The organism is Polaribacter sp. 2405UD43-2 (assembly GCF_058147125.1).
In genome coordinates this window covers 51,671-69,643 of sequence record NZ_JBYVJX010000010.1, presented here as the reverse complement: position 1 = coordinate 69,643, position 17,973 = coordinate 51,671, and the positions used below count along the sequence as shown (strand labels likewise).

The following is a 17,973-nucleotide window of genomic DNA, read 5'->3' as shown; positions in this document are numbered from 1 at the left end:
TATTTTTTTATTTTTAACGCACGCTAAGATACTAAAAAATGAAACCCGCAGAAGCATATATTTTAAATCAACCAGAACCATTTAAATCTATGTTGATGCATTTGCAAATTTTAATTGAAACTTCTTTTCCAGAAGCAGATTTGCAATTTAAATGGAAAATTCCTTTTTATTATTTAGATAATAAACCTTTTTGTTATTTAAATCCATCTAAAAAGAAAGGTTATGTAGATGTGGTTTTTTGGGTTTCTGCACATTTAACAAAATATAATGAGTTACTAATTTCTGAAAATAGAAAAGTGGTAAAATCTTTAAGATATACTTCTGTAAATGATATAAATGAAGAAGTTTTACTAACGGTTTTAGCAGAAGCGCATGAATTAAAAGGCAAAGGGTTTTATAAGAGAAAATAATTAGTGAGTTCTAAACTGTAAAGCTGCTTCTTTATTGATATATAAAGTTAAAAATGAATTCCTTTTTGCATTTTTAATTGTTAAAATTGTGATGTTCTTTTTTACAGAAATTATAGGTTTTTGCGCAAACTCTTGTCCATTAAATGTATAATAAATGAAAGAATTTTTATCTAAATTTTTAAATTTTAATTTGAGTTCTTTTGATGAATTTACGTTTAAAATTCCTGTTTTTGGCGATAATAATTCCGCTTTAGAACTCAATAAACTTTTTCCATAAATAGGTTGATTGTAAAATTCTTTTAAAGAAATTCTTCCAAAACGTAAAACCCAAATGGTATCTTCAGGAAAATGGGTTTTAAATATTTTGTCTTTTGGAATGTTGTAAAAATAAGTGTCAAATTTTTTAATCCAACGTCCATTATTTTCGTAACCAGCAGCCCAAGTTGCATCTAAAATTATCCATTTTTCATTTAATTTTACAGCATTCCAAGCGTGATTTGTTGTGTTTTCTGGCTTGCCAATTTCTTGAGCAAGATTACGAACATTTCCTTTTATTACTTCCGCTTCAATACCTAATAAGTCACAAATTTTTTTAAAAGATTGTGCATATTCTTCGCAAACTCCTAGTTTTGTTTTAAAAGCATCTGCAACAATTTTATCTTTTAGAACTTGTAGTTTTTGTTGCTTTTCTTTTTCGGTTGTATATCTAAAATTATAACTTCTTTGAGTAGGATTGTAGTATTCTTTTAAGTTATATCTAAAGTTATTTGTCAACCAATAAAATGCAGCTCTCACTTTATTTTCATCCGTAGTAAAATCTTTTTTAATTTGATGTGCCAATTGTGTAGCACTAGAAAAATAAGGGTAATTTGCAACTAATTTATCAACTTTAGAAAAATCCTGACTTTTTGTAGAAAATGATATTAGAAAAAATAAAAGTAATAATTGTTTCATACTGAATAAGTAACAATTTTATGAAACAAAAATTGTGCCTATAAATTATTAATGGTTTTTCTAATGGCAACCAAATTGGTTAATAAACTCTCTAAATTGTTTAAATGTAACATATTAGCGCCATCAGATTTTGCATTTGCAGGGTCAAAATGAGTTTCTATAAATAATCCATCTACATTATTTACCACGCCAGCTCTGGCAATGGTTTCAATCATTTCTGGTCTTCCACCAGTAACTCCAACTGTTTGGTTGGGTTGTTGTAGCGAATGTGTAACATCTAAAATTGTAGGAGCAAACTCACGCATTTCAGGAATTCCTCTAAAATCTACAATCATATCTTGATACCCAAACATAGTTCCTCTATCCGTAATCCAAGCTTTGTTAGAACCCGCATCTTTTACTTTTTGAACTGCGTGTTTCATAGCTGCAGGACTCATAAATTGTCCTTTTTTTAAGTTCACAACTTTTCCTGTTTTTGCAGCAGCAACTACCAAATCTGTTTGACGAACTAAAAATGCAGGAATCTGTAAAACATCTACATATTGTGCCGCTTTTTTAGCATCAGAAACTTCGTGAATGTCAGTTACAGTAGGTATATGAAAAGTCTCTGAAACTTTGCGTAAAATTTTTAATGCTTTTTTATCTCCAATTCCTGTAAAACTATCAATTCTACTTCTGTTTGCTTTTTTAAAACTTCCTTTAAAAATATAAGGAATTTCTAATTTGTTAGTAATTGTAATTACTTTTTCGGCAATTCTTAAAGCCATTTCTTCGCTTTCAATGGCGCAAGGTCCTGCTAGTAAAAAGAAATTATTTGAGTTGGTGTGTTTTATATTGGGAATGAGTGATAAATCCATTAGAAAAAATTTTAACAAAAGTACAAAATAATTATTGCTGATATTGGCTATATTTATCAAATTAAAATCATATAAATGAAGAAAATCAACCTAATTTATATCCTGTTATTTACTGTTACTTTTTCTTGCAAAACTATTGTAAAAAAAACAGAAAAAAAGGAAGTAACCATTGCAGATATAGATACTATAACTGTAAGAAAACACTTGTACACTTTAGCTTCTGATGAGATGCAAGGAAGAAAAACAGGAACTCCTGGTATAGAAAAAGCAGCAAAATACATAGAAAACGAGTTTAAAAGAATTGGCTTAAAAACCTACGATACTTTAAAAAATTATAGACAAACGTTTACTTTTAAAAATAGTAGAACAAAGAAAAATATAACTGCGAGTAACGTTATTGGAGTTTTAGAAGGTAAAAGTAAAAAAGATGAATTTGTTGTGGTTTCTGCTCATTATGATCATTTAGGAATTAGAAAAAAAGAAGGTCAATTAGATAGTATTTACAATGGTGCAGATGATGATGCTTCTGGTACAACAGCAGTTTTAGCATTAGCAGAATATTTTGCTAAAAAGAAAATTAATGAAAGAACTATTTTGTTTATTGCTTTTACTGGCGAAGAAATGGGTTTAATTGGCTCTAATCATTTTAGTAAAGGAATTGATGCTACAAAATTTGTGGCAGGTATAAACATAGAAATGATTGGTAAAGAATCTAGTTTTGGACCAAAAATGGCTTGGTTAACAGGTTTTGAACGTTCTGATTTTGGTAAAATAATTCAAAAGAATTTGGTGGGTTCTGGGTATACTTTGCATCCAGATCCTTTTAAAAAGTTTAACTTATTTTTTAGATCAGACAATGCTTCTTTGGCACGTTTGGGAGTTCCTGCACATTCGTTTTCTACTGGGCCAATAGATGTAGATGCTCATTATCATAAAGTATCTGATGAGCCAGAAACTCTTAATGTATCTAACATTACTGAAACCATTAGAGCTATTGCAATTGGTACAGAAAGTATTATTAGTGGTAAAGATACACCAACAAGAGTTGTTTTAGAAAATAAGAAAAAATAATGGCTTATAGTAAATATTTAGCAGATAGAGTTTCTCAATTTTTTACAGAAAATAAGATTTCTTTTTATGAAAAGAAAATGTTTGGTGGGGTTTGTTTTATGGTTGATGAAAAAATGTGTGTAGGAATCATAAAAGAAGAATTAATGGCACGTATCAATCCTAATATTTATAAAAAATCTTTGCAAAAAGAAGGTTGTAATAAAATGAATTTTACAGGAAGACCAATAAAAGGCTATGTTTTTTTATCTGGTGATGCTATAGATTTAGATAAAGACTTACATTATTGGTTGCAATTAGCGTTGGATTTTAATCCGTTAGCAAAAGCGAGTAAAAAAAGAAAATCCTCTAAAAATTAATTTAAAGGATTTTTTTATTTTTTCTAAAATTGATGTTTAAAACTGATATCTAACAGATAAAGCGAAATTAGAATTTAATCCGTTTAAACCACCTGCTATACCAACTTCGGGTCTATAATCTAAAGAAAGTAAAATTGGCTCATCAAAATTATATTCAATACCAATAACTCCAGCTCCGTAAATTCCTGTTCCGCCAGCAGAAACCAAACCTGCACCTGCACCTGCATACCAATTGAATTTATCTTCTAATTGCCAAACCCATTCATACAAACCTGTTGCTTTAAAGTTGGCAAATTTATTAGCTAAACCCAAGTCTATTTCTAAACGATTATTTTCGCCTAAAGATTTTTGATAAGATATTTCTCCGCCAGTACCATTTCCTCCGCCAATACGCAAACCAATTGCGTTGTCAGAAATTTCTTGCGCATTTATGCTAAATATAGAGCCAACTAATAAACTGAAACCTAATATTATTTTTTTCATAATTAAAAATATTTAATTTTAAGACAAAAATATAAAACTTATAAACGATACAAAGTTCTTTCTTTTAAACTTTTGTTAAAGCGAATTCTATTTTTCTAATATTTTAATTCTTATACCTTTAGAATGACTGCTAAATTCTGGTGCATACATACTTTGTATGGTTGTAATTCCGTTGCTAAAATTACCAGCATTGTTAACTCTTACGTCATATTCAAAAACATATATACCTTTTGGTAAACGATCAAAAAAGAAATTTGTTGCTGCATCTTTTGTGCTTTCATAATAGCCTAAATTGTCTTGCCATTTATATTTTGATAAAACATTTATAGGTTCTACACCAGAAGCTCTCATATCTTTTAAATGTATAAATTCCATATCTCTGTCTGAACGTAATTCTATTCTTATGGTAATTAAATCTCCAACTTTTAATTGCGTTTTATCAGTAATTTCTTTTAATTCTTTTCCGGTATCAGAATTTACTTTTAAAAATAATTTTTTATTCAATTTAAGTGGAGTTTCTGCGGATGTAATTTTGTCTAAATTTTCGAAATACTGCCAATACAAACCTCCCCAAGCAATTCCATTTTCTTTTTTGGTAATGGTAACTTCTGCCATTTCTTTTTTAATTTCAGAACCATTCCACGAAGTTTTAAAATAACCTGTGCCAGCTTCTATTTTTACATTATCCAACTTTGTTGGATTGATGTTTTCATTCCCAACTTTTATAGCTACCATTTCAGTTACAGAAATCCAATCACTTCCATTTAACAATAAGGCATATATAGCTTCAGTAGTTGCTTTGGTGGTTTTCCATCTATTGGGTTGTTTGTTTTTTAATAGCCAAATTTTTAGGTTGTCAATAGTTTTTGTATCATTTTCAATTTCAGAAAATGTTTCAATTAATAACGCTTGCGTTTCTATTGGCGCTTGATAATAGTAATAACCTGCAGTGTTAGATTTCCAATACATTCCAAATTCATCAGAAGTAATGGCATTTTCTTTTAACGATTTTAAAATCTTGTTTGCAACCGTTTTTTTATCATTTCTAAATAAGGATAAAGCAATCTGACCTTTTGCATATAAATTATAATCATTCCAATAAATTGCAGTTTGATTGTTGTAATATGTTATCGCTTTTTTTAGTTTATCATCCTTAGAAATATGCGTATAAAAACTACGCATATACAAATACTGAATGGTAAAATAGTTTAAGTTATTTTTCTTTAAATAATCTTGATACGCTTTTTCTCCTTTCTTTTTTGTTTTTGCTATTTGTTTAATTTCTTCAGCGCTGTTTAATAATTTATCATATTGTTTTAACAATTCTTTGTCTAAATACTTTACAGATTTTTCAATCATATTTTTTGTTGACTTGTCAAAACCTGTAACTCCTAATTTTTGAAGATGACCAAAACCAGTTGCAATATGTTGGGTGATAAAAGTACTTGCATATCTACTGCCTTTAAACCAAGGAAATCCACCAGAATTCATCTGAATTTCTTTGAGTTTATTGATGGCTTTTTCTTGTTCATTTTTCATTTTATTTAAATCAAACAACAAAGCAATTCGTTTCTTTTGCTCGGTTTCTGATTGTGCATCTCTTAGCCAAGGCGTTTCTTGAATAATTAAAGATTTTAATTCTTGATTTTTCTCTAAGTTTGATAATAAAGCATCAGAAGATTTCCAAGCATTAAACATTTCTTGAATTTTAGGATTTGAATTTACTACAAAACTCGCCAAGGTATTTGCATAATATCTAGAGAATGTTTGTTCTGCGCATTCATAAGGATATTCCATTAAATATGGCAAAGATTGAATGGCATACCAAACAGGATTGGATGTCATTTCTAAAGTTAACTTATGATTTTTTAAAGTTGATGAGGTGTTATTTTTCAACTTATCTAACGTAAAAGTTTTTGTTTGATTCGAACGAATCCACATTGGTAAGGTTTCTGTAACCAACATTCTGTTGGTTAAAACAGGTAAAACGTTTTGTTCTCCATCAGAAAAATCGCCAGCTTTTGCCACAATTTTGTATTGAACAGCTTGCACAGTTTCTGGGATTGATAAATGCCAAAAAACGTTTGTGTTTCCGTCTTTGTTTACAACAAAATTCTTGGTAGAATTTGTGTTGTTTAAATCTATATTTATCTCTTTGCCAGTAATGGCATCTGTTAACAATAATTTTGCAAAACCACTTAATTTGTTGTTTGTTAAGTTGGTAATTTTTGCAGACAATGTAATTTTATCACCTTCTCTTAAAAAACGTGGAGTGTTAGGAACCACCATTAACTCTTTTTGGGTAATAGTTGTTAACGTTTTTGTTGCTGATTTTAAGGTTGATGTATGCGCTAATAATTGTAATTTCCATCTTGTTAAAGCTTCTGGCATCGTAAAATTAAAACTCACTTTTCCGTTTTTGCCTGTTCTTAATTGTGGAAAAAAGAAAGCTGTTTCTTTAAAGTTTTTACGCGCTTTTACATTTGATAATTCTTTATTTAGTTTTTCTTGACCTGCTTTTGTAGTAATCACAATTACGCCATTTGCAGCTTTTGCACCATATAAAGATGAAGCAGATGCGCCTTTTATAACTTCCATTTCTGCAATTTGATCTGGACTTAAATTCATTTTATCAACAATAACTCCATCTACAACGTATAAAGGTTTTTTATTTCCTGAAAAACTTCCTGCACCTTTAATTCTAGCAAAAGGGACACTCTCAGCAATTTCTTCAACTTCATATTCATCTGCTTCAGCTTTCATCATTATAGATCCAGTTAAATTTCTCTTATTTCTTATACCATAACCTGTTACCACAACTTCATCTAAAGTATTTGTATCTTCCTCTAATTTTACATCTAAATTGGTTTGATTCTTTATAGAAAAAGATTCAGATTTATATCCTACATAACTAAAAACCAAAACATCGCCTTTTTTAATTTTGAGAGTATAGTTGCCATCAAAATCGGTTTGGGTTCCAAATTGTGTTCCTTTAATAATTACAGAAACTCCAGGTAAAGGTCCAGATTCGTCTTCTACAACTCCAGTAATTGTTCCATCAAAATGGGGTCTGGTACTATTTATTTTACGTTTTATGGTTCTTAAATATTGTTGATTTACCCATCTGTTATCATTTAAAGTGAAACCAAACCAGTTGTAAGTGTCATAAGAAATCGAAGTAAAACCATAATACCTTCTATAATTATTATGGATGTTGAAATAAGTATTTTTAAAACTATGATTGGCACTACTAACGTTATATGAATAATAAGTTGATTTCGGTGCAATAGGATTGAATTGCCAATTGTGCGATTTAAATTCGTCTAAAGAAGCATCGTACATAGAGGCTAAAATTTCTGCTGTAACTGCGCTATTTTTGTCATTTTTAATGGTAAAACTCCAAGTTTCATCTGCACCAGGTTGTAGCTTATCTCTAAAAATATTGGTTTCAATTTCTATGGATTCTTGCTTTTCAGGAACGTTTATAATTAAGTTTCCACTCTCAAAATAGTTGTAATTTACAAAGTGATATTTTACAGCAAAACCGCCAACATCTTCTTTTTTAACGGGAATTTTTATCGTTTTTGTTGAGTTGCTTAACTTTATTAAACACGTTTCTATGATTTTATGATTCTTTTCTATTTGCACAACCACTGTATTATTTTTTGATGCTGAACCAATTTTTACTTCTACAACATCTCCAACTTTGTAAAAAGTTTTATTAGTGTTGATGGTAAATAATTTTGCATCGGCAACTTTCTTTTCTTTGGTTGAGAAGAGCGTGAATCTTTTTTCGTCTTTTACTTTTTGATTAAATTTATCTTTGCTATCTAGAAGGATTACATATTTTCCTGAAACCCAGTTTTTATAATTGGTTATTTTAATTTCTTTTGATGTTTTTGTATCAAAGTTTTTTGTAAAAACTAATTTGCCTTTTTCCCAGTTTTTTTCATCAGTTTCATCATTTGTATAAGGATCGTTTGGAAACAATGTTCTAAACGTATTTTCTGAAATATCTTGATAATCTGGCGCAACCCAAGGTCTTTTTCTTAATGCGTTTTTAGGCGATTGTAACTTGTATATTTTTATAGTTCCTTTTGCAGGAACAAACTCGTTGTTTAAGTTTTTGGTATCAATTTTTAAAGTCGTTTCTTTTTTGTTTTTGTCTATTTTATCATCCAAAGAAATTGTTGCTAATAAAGAATGATAACCAACCTTAACACTTGAGGTTGCTGAGCGTGTTTCTCCATTAATGTCTGTAACATCTGCAGTAATTTGGTAAGTAAAAATTGGCAAACTCTCTTTAGAAACACTTTTATCTGGAATCGCTTTAAAGTTTATAGAAAAATTACCAGATGCATCTGTAATGCTTTCTCCGTGTGTAATTTCTTGCGCTTCAGAAGTTGGCATAGGTCTGTGCCAATACCACCAATTAGGATATTGCACTTTTCTGTGAACTCTATACACCACTTTTGCATCTGTAATATTTGCGCCAGAAAAGGCTTTTGCAAAACCTTTTACAGTAACAGAATCGTTTATTTTAAAACTTTCTGTAATGGGTTTAAACTCGGTTTCAAATTTTGGTCTTTTGTATTCTTCTACAGAAAAAGTTACAGAATTATTGTAATCAAATCTATAGTATTCTTTGCTGTCTTCTTCTAAACTTTCAGCAACTTCTATAGAGAATTCTCCTGTTAAGCCATTGTTTGGGATAACAAATTCTCCTGCAACCGAGCCAAATTCATTTAGTTTTAAATCTAACGTTTTTATTTCTTGATGGTTTACATCGTACAAAGTAATTTTTACAAATTCATTTTTAAAAATTGCAGATTTTTCAGCCTGTTTTTTAATGACAATCGCTTTAAAATAAACAGTTTGTCCTGGTCTGTAAATACTTCTGTCTGTAAAAATAAAAGGTTTTAAAAGGGTTTCTTTCTTTTTATTATTAAAATAATTTCTAGTATTATTATACAAATAATGATTGCCAAAAGTGGCAAAATCAGTTTTTGTTTTTACAGATATATTTACATTATAATAATTGTTTCTACTTTTAAAAGAAGCAAATCCGTTTTTATCTGTAGTTAATTTTTTATTGATGTGTTTATCTTCGTGATTACTTTTGTTTTTTAGAAGAATTTTTGCATTTTTTATTGGCTTTCCTGTGTTTCTATCTACAATTTGATAATTATATTTGCCATCAAAATTATTCTCTATTAAAGTTAAATTTGTTACTTGAATTGCAGTAGTTCCAAAGATTTTTTCTTTATCTAAATCTTCAGACTCAGCACTCACAATTAAATATCTTCCGTTATTGAATTTAGGAACAATTACTTCTGTGGTATGTTGCAAATAATCATTTTCGTTTCTTAAACTTGCTTCCCAATTTTTTCCTTTTTTTAAGGAATTGATCAAAGCAATTTTCTCATCAGATTTATATTTTTTGTGAAGTTGCTGTAACTGTTTTTCTGTTATTTTATATGCAGAAAAATAGAGTTTGTCAATATTTTTGTAATTCACTAAAACTCTTGAGTTTAAATGGATAGGAATATATTTTTCAGCAGTTATAGTAAGTCTTTTTTCTAAAATTTGATTTTTTAAAATTTGACAGTTTTTTGCTCCTAAGCTTTTAGGAAATTGTTTGATAATTTCATTGCAAATTTTTAAAGCTTTTTTGTTTTTTGTAGATAGATATTTATTGGCTTTATTTCTATAAATTTTAGCAATTTCAAAAGCATATAAACCACTTACTTCCTTGGTTTTAAAATACTCTTTAGATGATTTTAAAGTTGCTAATAAAATGGTTTCTTTATCATTAAAATTTGCAAATTGATTTACAAAATGTATACGATGAATGTCGGCATTAACTAAAGCATTTAAATTGTTTTCTTTAAGGTGAAATTGAATGATTTTTTGATACGTTTTTAAAGCATTAAATTGCAAAGACAAACTATCTTTTGATTCAAGTTTTAACTTTGAAAAAGTTTTGTAATCACTTAAAAAAAATGGGTTGTCTAAAACGAATTTATAAGAAGGTCTTGTAATTGAAGTTTCTGAAGATTTGTAAAATTCTAAAGCATTATTTGCTAAAAAGTCATACAAAGTGGGGCTGTATTTTTTAGAGTTTTTTTGGAGTTGTAAAATGTCAGCAAAATCGCGAATATTTACTTTTTTAAGTTTTTCTGAATTCTCTAAAGAAGCATTAAAATAAGTATGAATTTCTTTAAACAACGTATTTAAATCCCAAGTTCTAAAATCGTTAGCATTTACTTTGTTTTTGGTTTTTGTTCGGTTGTAAAATTTGTATCTATGCTGATTAAAATATTGCCAATATAGGTTGGCAAGTATATTTTCTAACACATTTTTTGTAGGAAATTTACTCTTAGAAATATGCTTTTTAAAGGATGATAGTACGCTTAATTGCGCGTTTTCTTCTAAGGTTAAAGAAAACTTACTTTTATAAAAAAGCGACTTTATAAGTTGCGGAGAATTGTTTTCTTTTTCAGCTTTCTTGTATATTTCTTTAACAATTTTTAAAGCAGATTTTGGTAGGTTGTCAGCTTCTAGCTTTTCAACTTTTAACCATAGATTGTTAAAGGAATTCTGTGCGTTAGAAAAAGAAGAAAATAATAGAATCATTAATAATGTGGTTGTAAATTTTTTCATAATCAAAATATTTAAAAACGATTCCTAGAAGTAAACTTCTAGGTTTCAATTAAAACGGTCATTCTCGAAAAAATCGGGAATCTGCTATCAAAGCACGCGTAAATCATCTTACAAAGCAACTACAAATGAGTTAACGCGTACTTTTAATTCGTAAAACCATTTTTTAATTGAGTTTCGTTCTAAAGATACTTTATATTGAACAAAGCTTTTGTATTTTTACCGTTTAAAATTTTGTTCAATGAAAATTCATTTTATTGCTATTGGTGGCAGTGCAATGCACAACCTAGCCATTGCTTTACACCAAAAAGGATACCAAGTTTCTGGAAGTGATGATACAATTCACAATCCATCTAAATCTCGTTTAGAAAAATACGGATTATTACCCAAAGAATTTGGTTGGTTTGCTGAAAAAATATCATCAGAATTAGAGGTGATTATTTTAGGAATGCATGCAAAAAAAGACAATCCAGAATTATTAAAAGCGCAAGAACTAGGATTGAAAATTTATTCGTATCCAGAATTTTTATACGAGCAATCTAAAGATAAAACCAGAGTTGTAATTGGAGGTTCTCACGGAAAAACTACGATTACTTCTATGATTTTACACGTGTTAAATTATCACGATAAAAAAGTAGATTATATGGTTGGTGCACAATTAGAAGGTTTTGAAACGATGGTGCATTTAACCAAAGAAAATGATTTTATTGTTTTAGAAGGCGATGAATATTTGAGTTCGCCAATAGATATGCGTCCTAAATTTCATTTATACAAACCAAATATTGCCTTGTTAAGCGGAATTGCTTGGGATCATATAAATGTATTTCCAACTTTTGATAATTATGTTGAGCAGTTTAAAATTTTTACAGATTCTTTGATTAATGGCGGAAGTATGGTGTATAATGCTGAAGATGAGATAGTAAAAGAAGTTGTAGAATCGTCAGAAAATCATATAAAAAAATATCCTTACAAAACACCAAAACATTTTATAGAAAACGGAATAACTTATATAGAAACTGATGAAGGAAATTTACCCTTAGAAATTTTTGGAAAACACAATTTACAAAACCTTGCAGGTGCAAAATGGATTTGCCAACATATGGGAATTGATGAAGATGATTTTTATGAAGCGATTGCTAGTTTTAAAGGTGCAAGCAAACGTTTAGAGAAAATTGCCGAAAATGAATCTACAGTAATTTTTAAAGATTTTGCGCATTCTCCAAGTAAAGTTTCAGCAACTACAAAAGCGGTAAAGAATCAATATTCAGAAAGAACAGTTTTGGCTTGTTTAGAATTGCATACTTATTCTAGTTTAAATGCAGAATTTTTAGCAGAATATAAGGGAGCATTAGATGCAGCTGATAAAGCTGTTGTTTTTTATTCTCCACACGCAATAAAAATTAAACAATTGTCAGCGGTTACAGCGCAACAAATAGCAAATGCTTTTGAGCGAGATGATTTAATTATTTATACAAATCCGCAGGAATTTAAAGATTTTTTGTTTAATCAAGATTTAGAACATACAGCAGTTGTTTTAATGAGTTCTGGTAATTATGGTGGTTTAGATTTTGAAGAGGTTAAGAATTTGGTTTAGGTTTTTTTAAACCTAATTGAACTAATTTTTCTTGTTGCCATTCTTTGTCTGTTATTTTTTTTAAAAGCCAATTTCTGTATTCTTTATCGAATAAAGATTTTTTAATAATTTCTAATCTTCTTTTTATAAAGAGTTTTCGATAAGTTTTTTTATGTTCATTTTTACTTAACTCATTGTTAATAATGTATTTGTAAAAGGTTTTAAGATACAATTCAGTTTCATTGGTTTTTGTGTAAGCTAAAGATTTTGATTTGTTAAAAATCTCAAAACATATAGCTAAAAAACAATTTAAAGGATTTTTTAATTTATCAAAATTTTCAAAAGCTAATTTTGCATTCGTTTTTTTTGAAAGTAAAAAAACATCGTAAGCATTTCTTAAAGCAATATTTTTATAATGGATGCCATCGTCATTAATCTGCTTAGCAATTATTGATAAAGCCAATTGATTTGCATAACTAAAAACTTTAAATCCGTTTACTTCTTGGCTATCAGTTTTAATAAAATTGTAGTTAAATTCTGATGCATATTCTTTAACCAAAAGCTCTTTATGAACTTCTACAGCTGCAATTTTATTTTCTTTTAAAAGCCTAGGATAGTGTTTAAAAGTAGTAAAATCTTGTACGTCTTTTTCAGAATCATAACCATTTTTTTTTAAGATGTTAACAGACCTTATAAAATTATTTTCCGAAACTAAAAAATCAATATCACCCACCATTCTTTCTGCAATATCTTCATAAAGTCCTTCCAAAAGGTTTCCTGTTCCTTTTAAGAAAATGGGCGTGATATTATTTTCTAGTAGTAATTCATTAATTTCTTTGGCTTGTTCAATAATTTGTTGGTTTCTTTCACGATTTAAGTCCGTTATATGTTTCATATAATCAACCAAATCATTGGGTAAAAAATGTAAGAAATTAGCACGTTTTAAATTGCAGTACAAAGCAGGAAAAACATAGTGACTTGTACTAACTTTTACAACATTATCCCAATCAATTTTATCAGATTTTAACTCTTTTTCAACAATAGCTTTATTACTGTTTTCAAGTGAAATTGTTAAGCATTTTCCAATAAAAAATAAGGTTTCTTTATACGTCATCATTAAAAATTTTAGCAACCGTTTTTATCATTTCATCATTATTAGAATAGGTTAATTGATAACAAGTTAAAGAAGCAAACCAGTCTAAAAATATCTCAGCATTTTCTTGAATTGGAGATAGCCAAGAATCGGGTACTAATTTTTGAAAAGCATCTATTTTAGAGATTTTATTACAAACTAAATCCGCATCTTTTTGGTATTTAATAAAAACCAATTGGTTACAAGGCAGATGGTTTAAAAAATTTGTATTATTTGGTTTCAAATACCTTACAATTTTGTTTAATCTTTTAAAATTATATTCGGCTGTAGTTTTTAATTCTGGGTAAATGGGTAATAATGTTTTTAAACTACTTTTTTTAATTGATATGGATGCAGGAAAACTGTAAACTTCTTGTTTTTTGGCATCCATAGGAACAAAATCGTCTGCCAAACAATTAAAACCATTTGCTTGTAAAAGTGCTAATGAAGTGCTTTTTCCATTGCCAGAATCGCCTAAAAATAAGATCGCTTTTTTTTCATTACTAACTGCAGATGCGTGGAAAACGCCCATCCATTCTTTTTCTTCTTTTTGATGAATTTTTTGAATGAGTTCCATAGAAAACTTACCTTGAAAGTAATGTATTTCTTTATTGTTCCATGCACCAATAAACTTTTTATTAGCATAAAAGAAAATAAATTTATTGTTTGTAAAAACATCAAATTCATTGTCAAATTTAGTTTGATGATCTATAACTAAATGAGCAAATTTAGGATGTACATAAGATAACTCTAGTTCATTTGAAAAGGAAACTTTAAAAATGATGCTATTTACCTTGTAATATTTTACATATTTAAACTCTTTAGGAGGTTTAATATCTCTGTAATCGTTTATTAAATAAGGTTCTACAGAGCTTTTAGGTTGATAAATCTTTTTTTCTAAATCCAAAATAAAATCGATGGTTTTATCTAAAGGGACAGACAGTTTTTTTGCTAATGCTTTAGCAATCTCTTTTACAGAAATTCCTTTGCTTAATCTTTTTAAAATATCTGCGGTAGTGTTTTCTAATACCAGATATTCATTACTATTTGCAAACCAAGCAATCGTTTTATTTTCGACTACTTTATATAAGAAATTTGATGTTTTTTTCATAAAAAATAAAAGTAGTTATTTTATCAATTATAAAAAATAAAAACGCCTTTAAATAAGGCGTTTTTTGTATATAAATATTTTTTAGTTTTTAAAATCCTGTTCCTGGGTCTTCAGGACTTGCAGCTTGTGCTTTTTGCGGATTTAAAATTAAATAGGTTCCTAAAGCTGTAAGGGTTGCATATTTACCGTAATTTCCAATCTTGTTAAGAGCTTCTTTACGAGTAATTTCTGTATTTTTATTTTCTTGTTTTTTCATTGTAACGGTTTTAAATTCTCGTAAAAGTTATTCTAATATAATTTTCTTAGTTATTTTGCCTTTAGAAGTTTGCACTTTAACCATATAAACACCTGTAGCTAAATTTGGTAAAGCAATATTATTAGAATTAGAAGCAACAAAAGATGTTTGCATTACATTTTTACCTAACATATTATACAATGAAACCTTAGTTTTACCTTGTTTTAAACCTACAATTTTTAAATTTCGTTGATTTGCAAAAATATGAATACTATTTAAAAATTCTGAATCAGTGTCTAAAACTGATGATGATTTTGTATGCAAATAAAATCTTCCTACTCCGTTAAATGCTTTTTTGGTAGTTATTTTATACTCACTATTAGCTTCATCTAAACGAGTAAATGTATTTGTTACTCTGTCTTCTAAATAGACCTTAATACCCGTTGGTAAATTTAGAGCTTCTGCAGAAAAAGTAATTTCTTTACCACTTATAGTATTTATACCAACAGGAATAATTAAATTTTCATAATCTTTAGGCAAAGATTGAATTTGATAGCTTTTACCTTGACTATCTTTTAAAAGATGAGAATAAATAGCAAAAGGATGAGATACACCACCAAATAATTCACCATCATAACCATTGTCAAAACCTTTAGTTGTTCCATCAATATAATAGATTTTTAAAAATCTAGAATTATCACCATCATTTAAAAATAAATGAACTTCTTGTTTAGATCCTTTTTGAAAAGTGTCTGTAGATTCATGACTTTGCATAGCTTCTGTAAATGTAACATTGTTTGTAGAATTGGCTTCTACAAAAAATCCTTGTCCAGGAGCAATTTTAAAATTATCTCCAGCTACTTTTGTTTGGTAAGTTCCTGAAGCCTCATTCCAAAGCCATAAAGTTGCACTTGCAATATCTGAAGTTGTTACACCTTCTTCATTTAAAAAAGTACCACTATTAATAAATGCTGTAAAAGGATTGCCAATTGCGTTAAAATTATTACCACTAGCTCCTCCTTGTGTTAATGCAATAGAAACATTTGAAGTGTTTATTGTGCCTGTAAACGAAATACTTCCAATTGCAGATAGTTTAGTAGAATATCCTTTAGCATTTATCAAAGCATCTGTAGAAGTTGTATTAAAGTAAGACCATCTATCATCTGCAAGGGCTTGCGAATTGTCATAAGGAGCAAAACTAATTTCACTACTTCCATTGGTAGCGAAACTATTATTTGCTCTCATATCTGTCATTGTTTCACCACTAACTGGGCTAGAAACTAAATACCAATTTGTTGTGCCTAAAGCTCTTTTATATGTTACATTACCAGTAAAAGCATCTTGAGCAATTAAACTAGCTCCAGAGTTTATTGTAACAGAACTAACAGTTACAGCAGCTGCAGCTGTTGGTTGGTTGGTTACTTTTAGTATTTGAACATCATCTCCACTGGTTGGTGCAGTTCCTGTACTCCAATTTGATCCAGTAGCCCAATCATTGTTGGTTGTACCTTTCCAAGTTAAAGTAGTGAAAGGAATATTGGAAACATTATATCTTCCTGGCGAAGCTTTAACTGGGTTTGTTGAAATTGTTGAATGTTTTACAAAACCACCAGTAAAATCATCATTTCTACCAATAGATTGATCATCATTAGCTATACTTCCGTATGCATAAGAGGCTACAGTATTTCCTCCAGAATTTTTAAGAAAGACTGTATCTGAACTATTATTTAAAGATAGACTTCCTGCTGTATCTGTTATACCAGGGATTCCTGTAGGAGTTCCTCCACCAAAAATAACCACAGAACCTCCAGCAGGTATGGTTGTTGAGCCAAATGTGTATCTAACTCCTCCTGCATCTGAAATTGTATAACCTGTTAAGTCGTGTGAAGTAGTATCTAAATTTACTATTTCAACAAATTCATCATTAGTTGAACTTATTGTGCCATCTCCATTTGCATCCACAACTGTACCTGGGTCAGCTAAGATTTCATTGATAACAATATTTGGTAAGTCATCATCTGTAATATTAACTGTATGAACAGAGTTTGAAATTGTAACTCCAGTAGCAGTTGTTTCAGCTAATGTTAGAATTACGGTTTCATTATCCATATCTGCATCATCTTTTATAGTTAATGAAATATTTTGAGTTCCATCTGCACTAAATGTTAAGCTTGTAGTGTTTAAAGTATAATCAGCACCTGCAGCTGTTCCTGATGGAGTTACAGATAAACTTACAGTACTTGTGTGGTTTATCATTGTTACGGGTATCATTACAATTTGATCAGAATCTGTTTCTGTAACTGAACTTGAAGTTGAATCAAAACCTACTGTAGGTGAAGCTGCACCAGTTGTTGCATTAATTACGATATCATCAATTGCGATTTCGTCTCTAGAGCCGCTTCCACTAGAATCATTACTAGACCATCTAATGTAATAAGAAGCTCCTGCAGAAATATTTAAACTACCAATAGTTGTTGATTTATCTGTTGATGCCCAACTTGGACTTCCGTCTGCTGTGGCAGTTGTTGTAAAATCTAATGCACCTACGTCTGTATAGGCAGAATCATCTGAGCTATGTGAAAAATTTAGTGTATTTGCTCTGCCTTGGTCATTATAAACCCAAACTTTGTAAGATACGTCTATTGATGTAATTGGAGCTCCTGTATTATTTGTCATTTTTAATACAATTGTACCTGGTGTAAAATCTCCACCTGTACCTTGAAAGCCTAATGCGTAATTTGAGCTAGCTACTTCAAAAGCATAAAGACCACCACTACTAGCAGTTCCTCCAGTTCCTGTTCCTCTAGCAAAATCTCCACTAGTATTTGTGTTTCCAAAATTATGAGTTCCATCACTAAATCCAGTTATTTTCCATGCATCACTATCTAAATTTCCAGCAGCAGGAGATGGGGCAAGACCGCTTCCATTTATAACTCCGTTATTTACACCAGATAATGTAGAGTCAAAATTAACTGTATAATCTGTAGCCCCAGCAGAAACACTTAGTTGGCTGTATACAATACTGGTAAATGTTAAAAAAGTAAAAAATAAAAAAGTTTTTAAAAAGTATTTTTGTTTCATATTATTGATTTTTAGCCCTCTAAAATAGAAAAAAAAATGACATAAAAAAA

At 29.3% G+C, this 17,973-nt stretch carries 12 protein-coding genes; 4 read left to right on the top strand and 8 right to left on the bottom strand.

Features of this window, described 5'->3' with window-relative positions; all coding sequences use genetic code 11:
• The first annotated feature begins 38 nt into the window (after positions 1 to 38).
• Complete coding sequence (locus tag ACY2RX_RS12670) at positions 39 to 410, top strand: DUF1801 domain-containing protein (RefSeq protein ID WP_490104346.1); 372 nt, start codon at positions 39 to 41, stop codon at positions 408 to 410.
• Here the strand turns inward: ACY2RX_RS12670 and ACY2RX_RS12665 are convergent, their stop codons facing one another.
• Positions 411 to 1,364, bottom strand: a complete 954-nt coding sequence (locus ACY2RX_RS12665; RefSeq protein ID WP_490104345.1) for a transglutaminase domain-containing protein — start codon at positions 1,362 to 1,364, stop codon at positions 411 to 413.
• A 38-nt stretch (positions 1,365 to 1,402) separates the two neighbouring features.
• Positions 1,403 to 2,221, bottom strand: coding sequence for a 3-deoxy-8-phosphooctulonate synthase (kdsA, locus tag ACY2RX_RS12660; RefSeq protein WP_490104344.1), 819 nt, complete (start codon positions 2,219 to 2,221; stop codon positions 1,403 to 1,405).
• A gap of 75 nt (positions 2,222 to 2,296) precedes the next feature.
• On the opposite strand from kdsA, the gene ACY2RX_RS12655 reads away from it, so the two are divergent.
• Together ACY2RX_RS12655 and ACY2RX_RS12650 are read left to right on the top strand one after the other, a co-directional pair.
• Complete coding sequence (locus ACY2RX_RS12655) at positions 2,297 to 3,292, top strand: M20/M25/M40 family metallo-hydrolase (RefSeq protein ID WP_490104343.1); 996 nt, start codon at positions 2,297 to 2,299, stop codon at positions 3,290 to 3,292.
• Positions 3,292 to 3,648: a TfoX/Sxy family protein gene (locus ACY2RX_RS12650; protein ID WP_490104342.1), complete on the top strand. Its 357-nt coding sequence runs from the start codon at positions 3,292 to 3,294 to the stop codon at positions 3,646 to 3,648. Before ACY2RX_RS12655 ends, ACY2RX_RS12650 begins: the two co-directional genes overlap by 1 nt.
• Before the next feature lie 36 nt (positions 3,649 to 3,684).
• Here ACY2RX_RS12650 and ACY2RX_RS12645 read toward each other — a convergent pair whose 3' ends face one another.
• Both ACY2RX_RS12645 and ACY2RX_RS12640 read right to left on the bottom strand, forming a co-directional pair.
• Entirely contained in the window at positions 3,685 to 4,131 is a 447-nt protein-coding gene (locus ACY2RX_RS12645) for a hypothetical protein (RefSeq protein WP_490104341.1), read from the bottom strand.
• Positions 4,132 to 4,218: 87 nt separating this feature from the next.
• Positions 4,219 to 10,794, bottom strand: coding sequence for an alpha-2-macroglobulin family protein (locus ACY2RX_RS12640; protein ID WP_490104340.1), 6,576 nt, complete (start codon positions 10,792 to 10,794; stop codon positions 4,219 to 4,221).
• Between the two features lie 238 nt (positions 10,795 to 11,032).
• Here ACY2RX_RS12640 and ACY2RX_RS12635 point away from each other — a divergent pair, with 238 nt between their 5' ends.
• A complete protein-coding gene (locus ACY2RX_RS12635) occupies positions 11,033 to 12,385 on the top strand; it encodes a UDP-N-acetylmuramate--L-alanine ligase (RefSeq protein WP_490104339.1) in 1,353 nt (450 codons plus the stop codon).
• Here the strand turns inward: ACY2RX_RS12635 and ACY2RX_RS12630 are convergent.
• From ACY2RX_RS12630 to ACY2RX_RS12615, 4 genes are all read right to left on the bottom strand, one after another.
• Positions 12,369 to 13,478, bottom strand: coding sequence for a nucleotidyltransferase domain-containing protein (locus ACY2RX_RS12630; RefSeq protein WP_490104338.1), 1,110 nt, complete (start codon positions 13,476 to 13,478; stop codon positions 12,369 to 12,371). The two genes, ACY2RX_RS12635 and ACY2RX_RS12630, sit on opposite strands and share 17 nt — an antisense overlap.
• Positions 13,468 to 14,607 (bottom strand): hypothetical protein, encoded by a 1,140-nt coding sequence (locus ACY2RX_RS12625; protein WP_490104337.1) that lies wholly within the window; start codon positions 14,605 to 14,607, stop codon positions 13,468 to 13,470. The genes ACY2RX_RS12630 and ACY2RX_RS12625 overlap by 11 nt, the downstream gene beginning before the upstream one ends.
• Before the next feature lie 88 nt (positions 14,608 to 14,695).
• Positions 14,696 to 14,863, bottom strand: a complete 168-nt coding sequence (locus ACY2RX_RS12620) for a hypothetical protein (RefSeq protein WP_490104336.1) — start codon at positions 14,861 to 14,863, stop codon at positions 14,696 to 14,698.
• 27 nt (positions 14,864 to 14,890) lie between these two features.
• Positions 14,891 to 17,923, bottom strand: coding sequence for a DUF8693 domain-containing protein (locus ACY2RX_RS12615; RefSeq protein ID WP_490104335.1), 3,033 nt, complete (start codon positions 17,921 to 17,923; stop codon positions 14,891 to 14,893).
• Positions 17,924 to 17,973: the final 50 nt, after the last annotated feature.

Coding starts and splice junctions, on each gene's coding strand:
- ACY2RX_RS12670 (WP_490104346.1), top strand. CDS start 39: ATGAAACCCGCAGAAGCATATATTTTAAATCAACCAGAACCATTTAAA.
- ACY2RX_RS12665 (WP_490104345.1), bottom strand. CDS start 1,364: ATGAAACAATTATTACTTTTATTTTTTCTAATATCATTTTCTACAAAA.
- kdsA (WP_490104344.1), bottom strand. CDS start 2,221: ATGGATTTATCACTCATTCCCAATATAAAACACACCAACTCAAATAAT.
- ACY2RX_RS12655 (WP_490104343.1), top strand. CDS start 2,297: ATGAAGAAAATCAACCTAATTTATATCCTGTTATTTACTGTTACTTTT.
- ACY2RX_RS12650 (WP_490104342.1), top strand. CDS start 3,292: ATGGCTTATAGTAAATATTTAGCAGATAGAGTTTCTCAATTTTTTACA.
- ACY2RX_RS12645 (WP_490104341.1), bottom strand. CDS start 4,131: ATGAAAAAAATAATATTAGGTTTCAGTTTATTAGTTGGCTCTATATTT.
- ACY2RX_RS12640 (WP_490104340.1), bottom strand. CDS start 10,794: ATGAAAAAATTTACAACCACATTATTAATGATTCTATTATTTTCTTCT.
- ACY2RX_RS12635 (WP_490104339.1), top strand. CDS start 11,033: ATGAAAATTCATTTTATTGCTATTGGTGGCAGTGCAATGCACAACCTA.
- ACY2RX_RS12630 (WP_490104338.1), bottom strand. CDS start 13,478: ATGACGTATAAAGAAACCTTATTTTTTATTGGAAAATGCTTAACAATT.
- ACY2RX_RS12625 (WP_490104337.1), bottom strand. CDS start 14,607: ATGAAAAAAACATCAAATTTCTTATATAAAGTAGTCGAAAATAAAACG.
- ACY2RX_RS12620 (WP_490104336.1), bottom strand. CDS start 14,863: ATGAAAAAACAAGAAAATAAAAATACAGAAATTACTCGTAAAGAAGCT.
- ACY2RX_RS12615 (WP_490104335.1), bottom strand. CDS start 17,923: ATGAAACAAAAATACTTTTTAAAAACTTTTTTATTTTTTACTTTTTTA.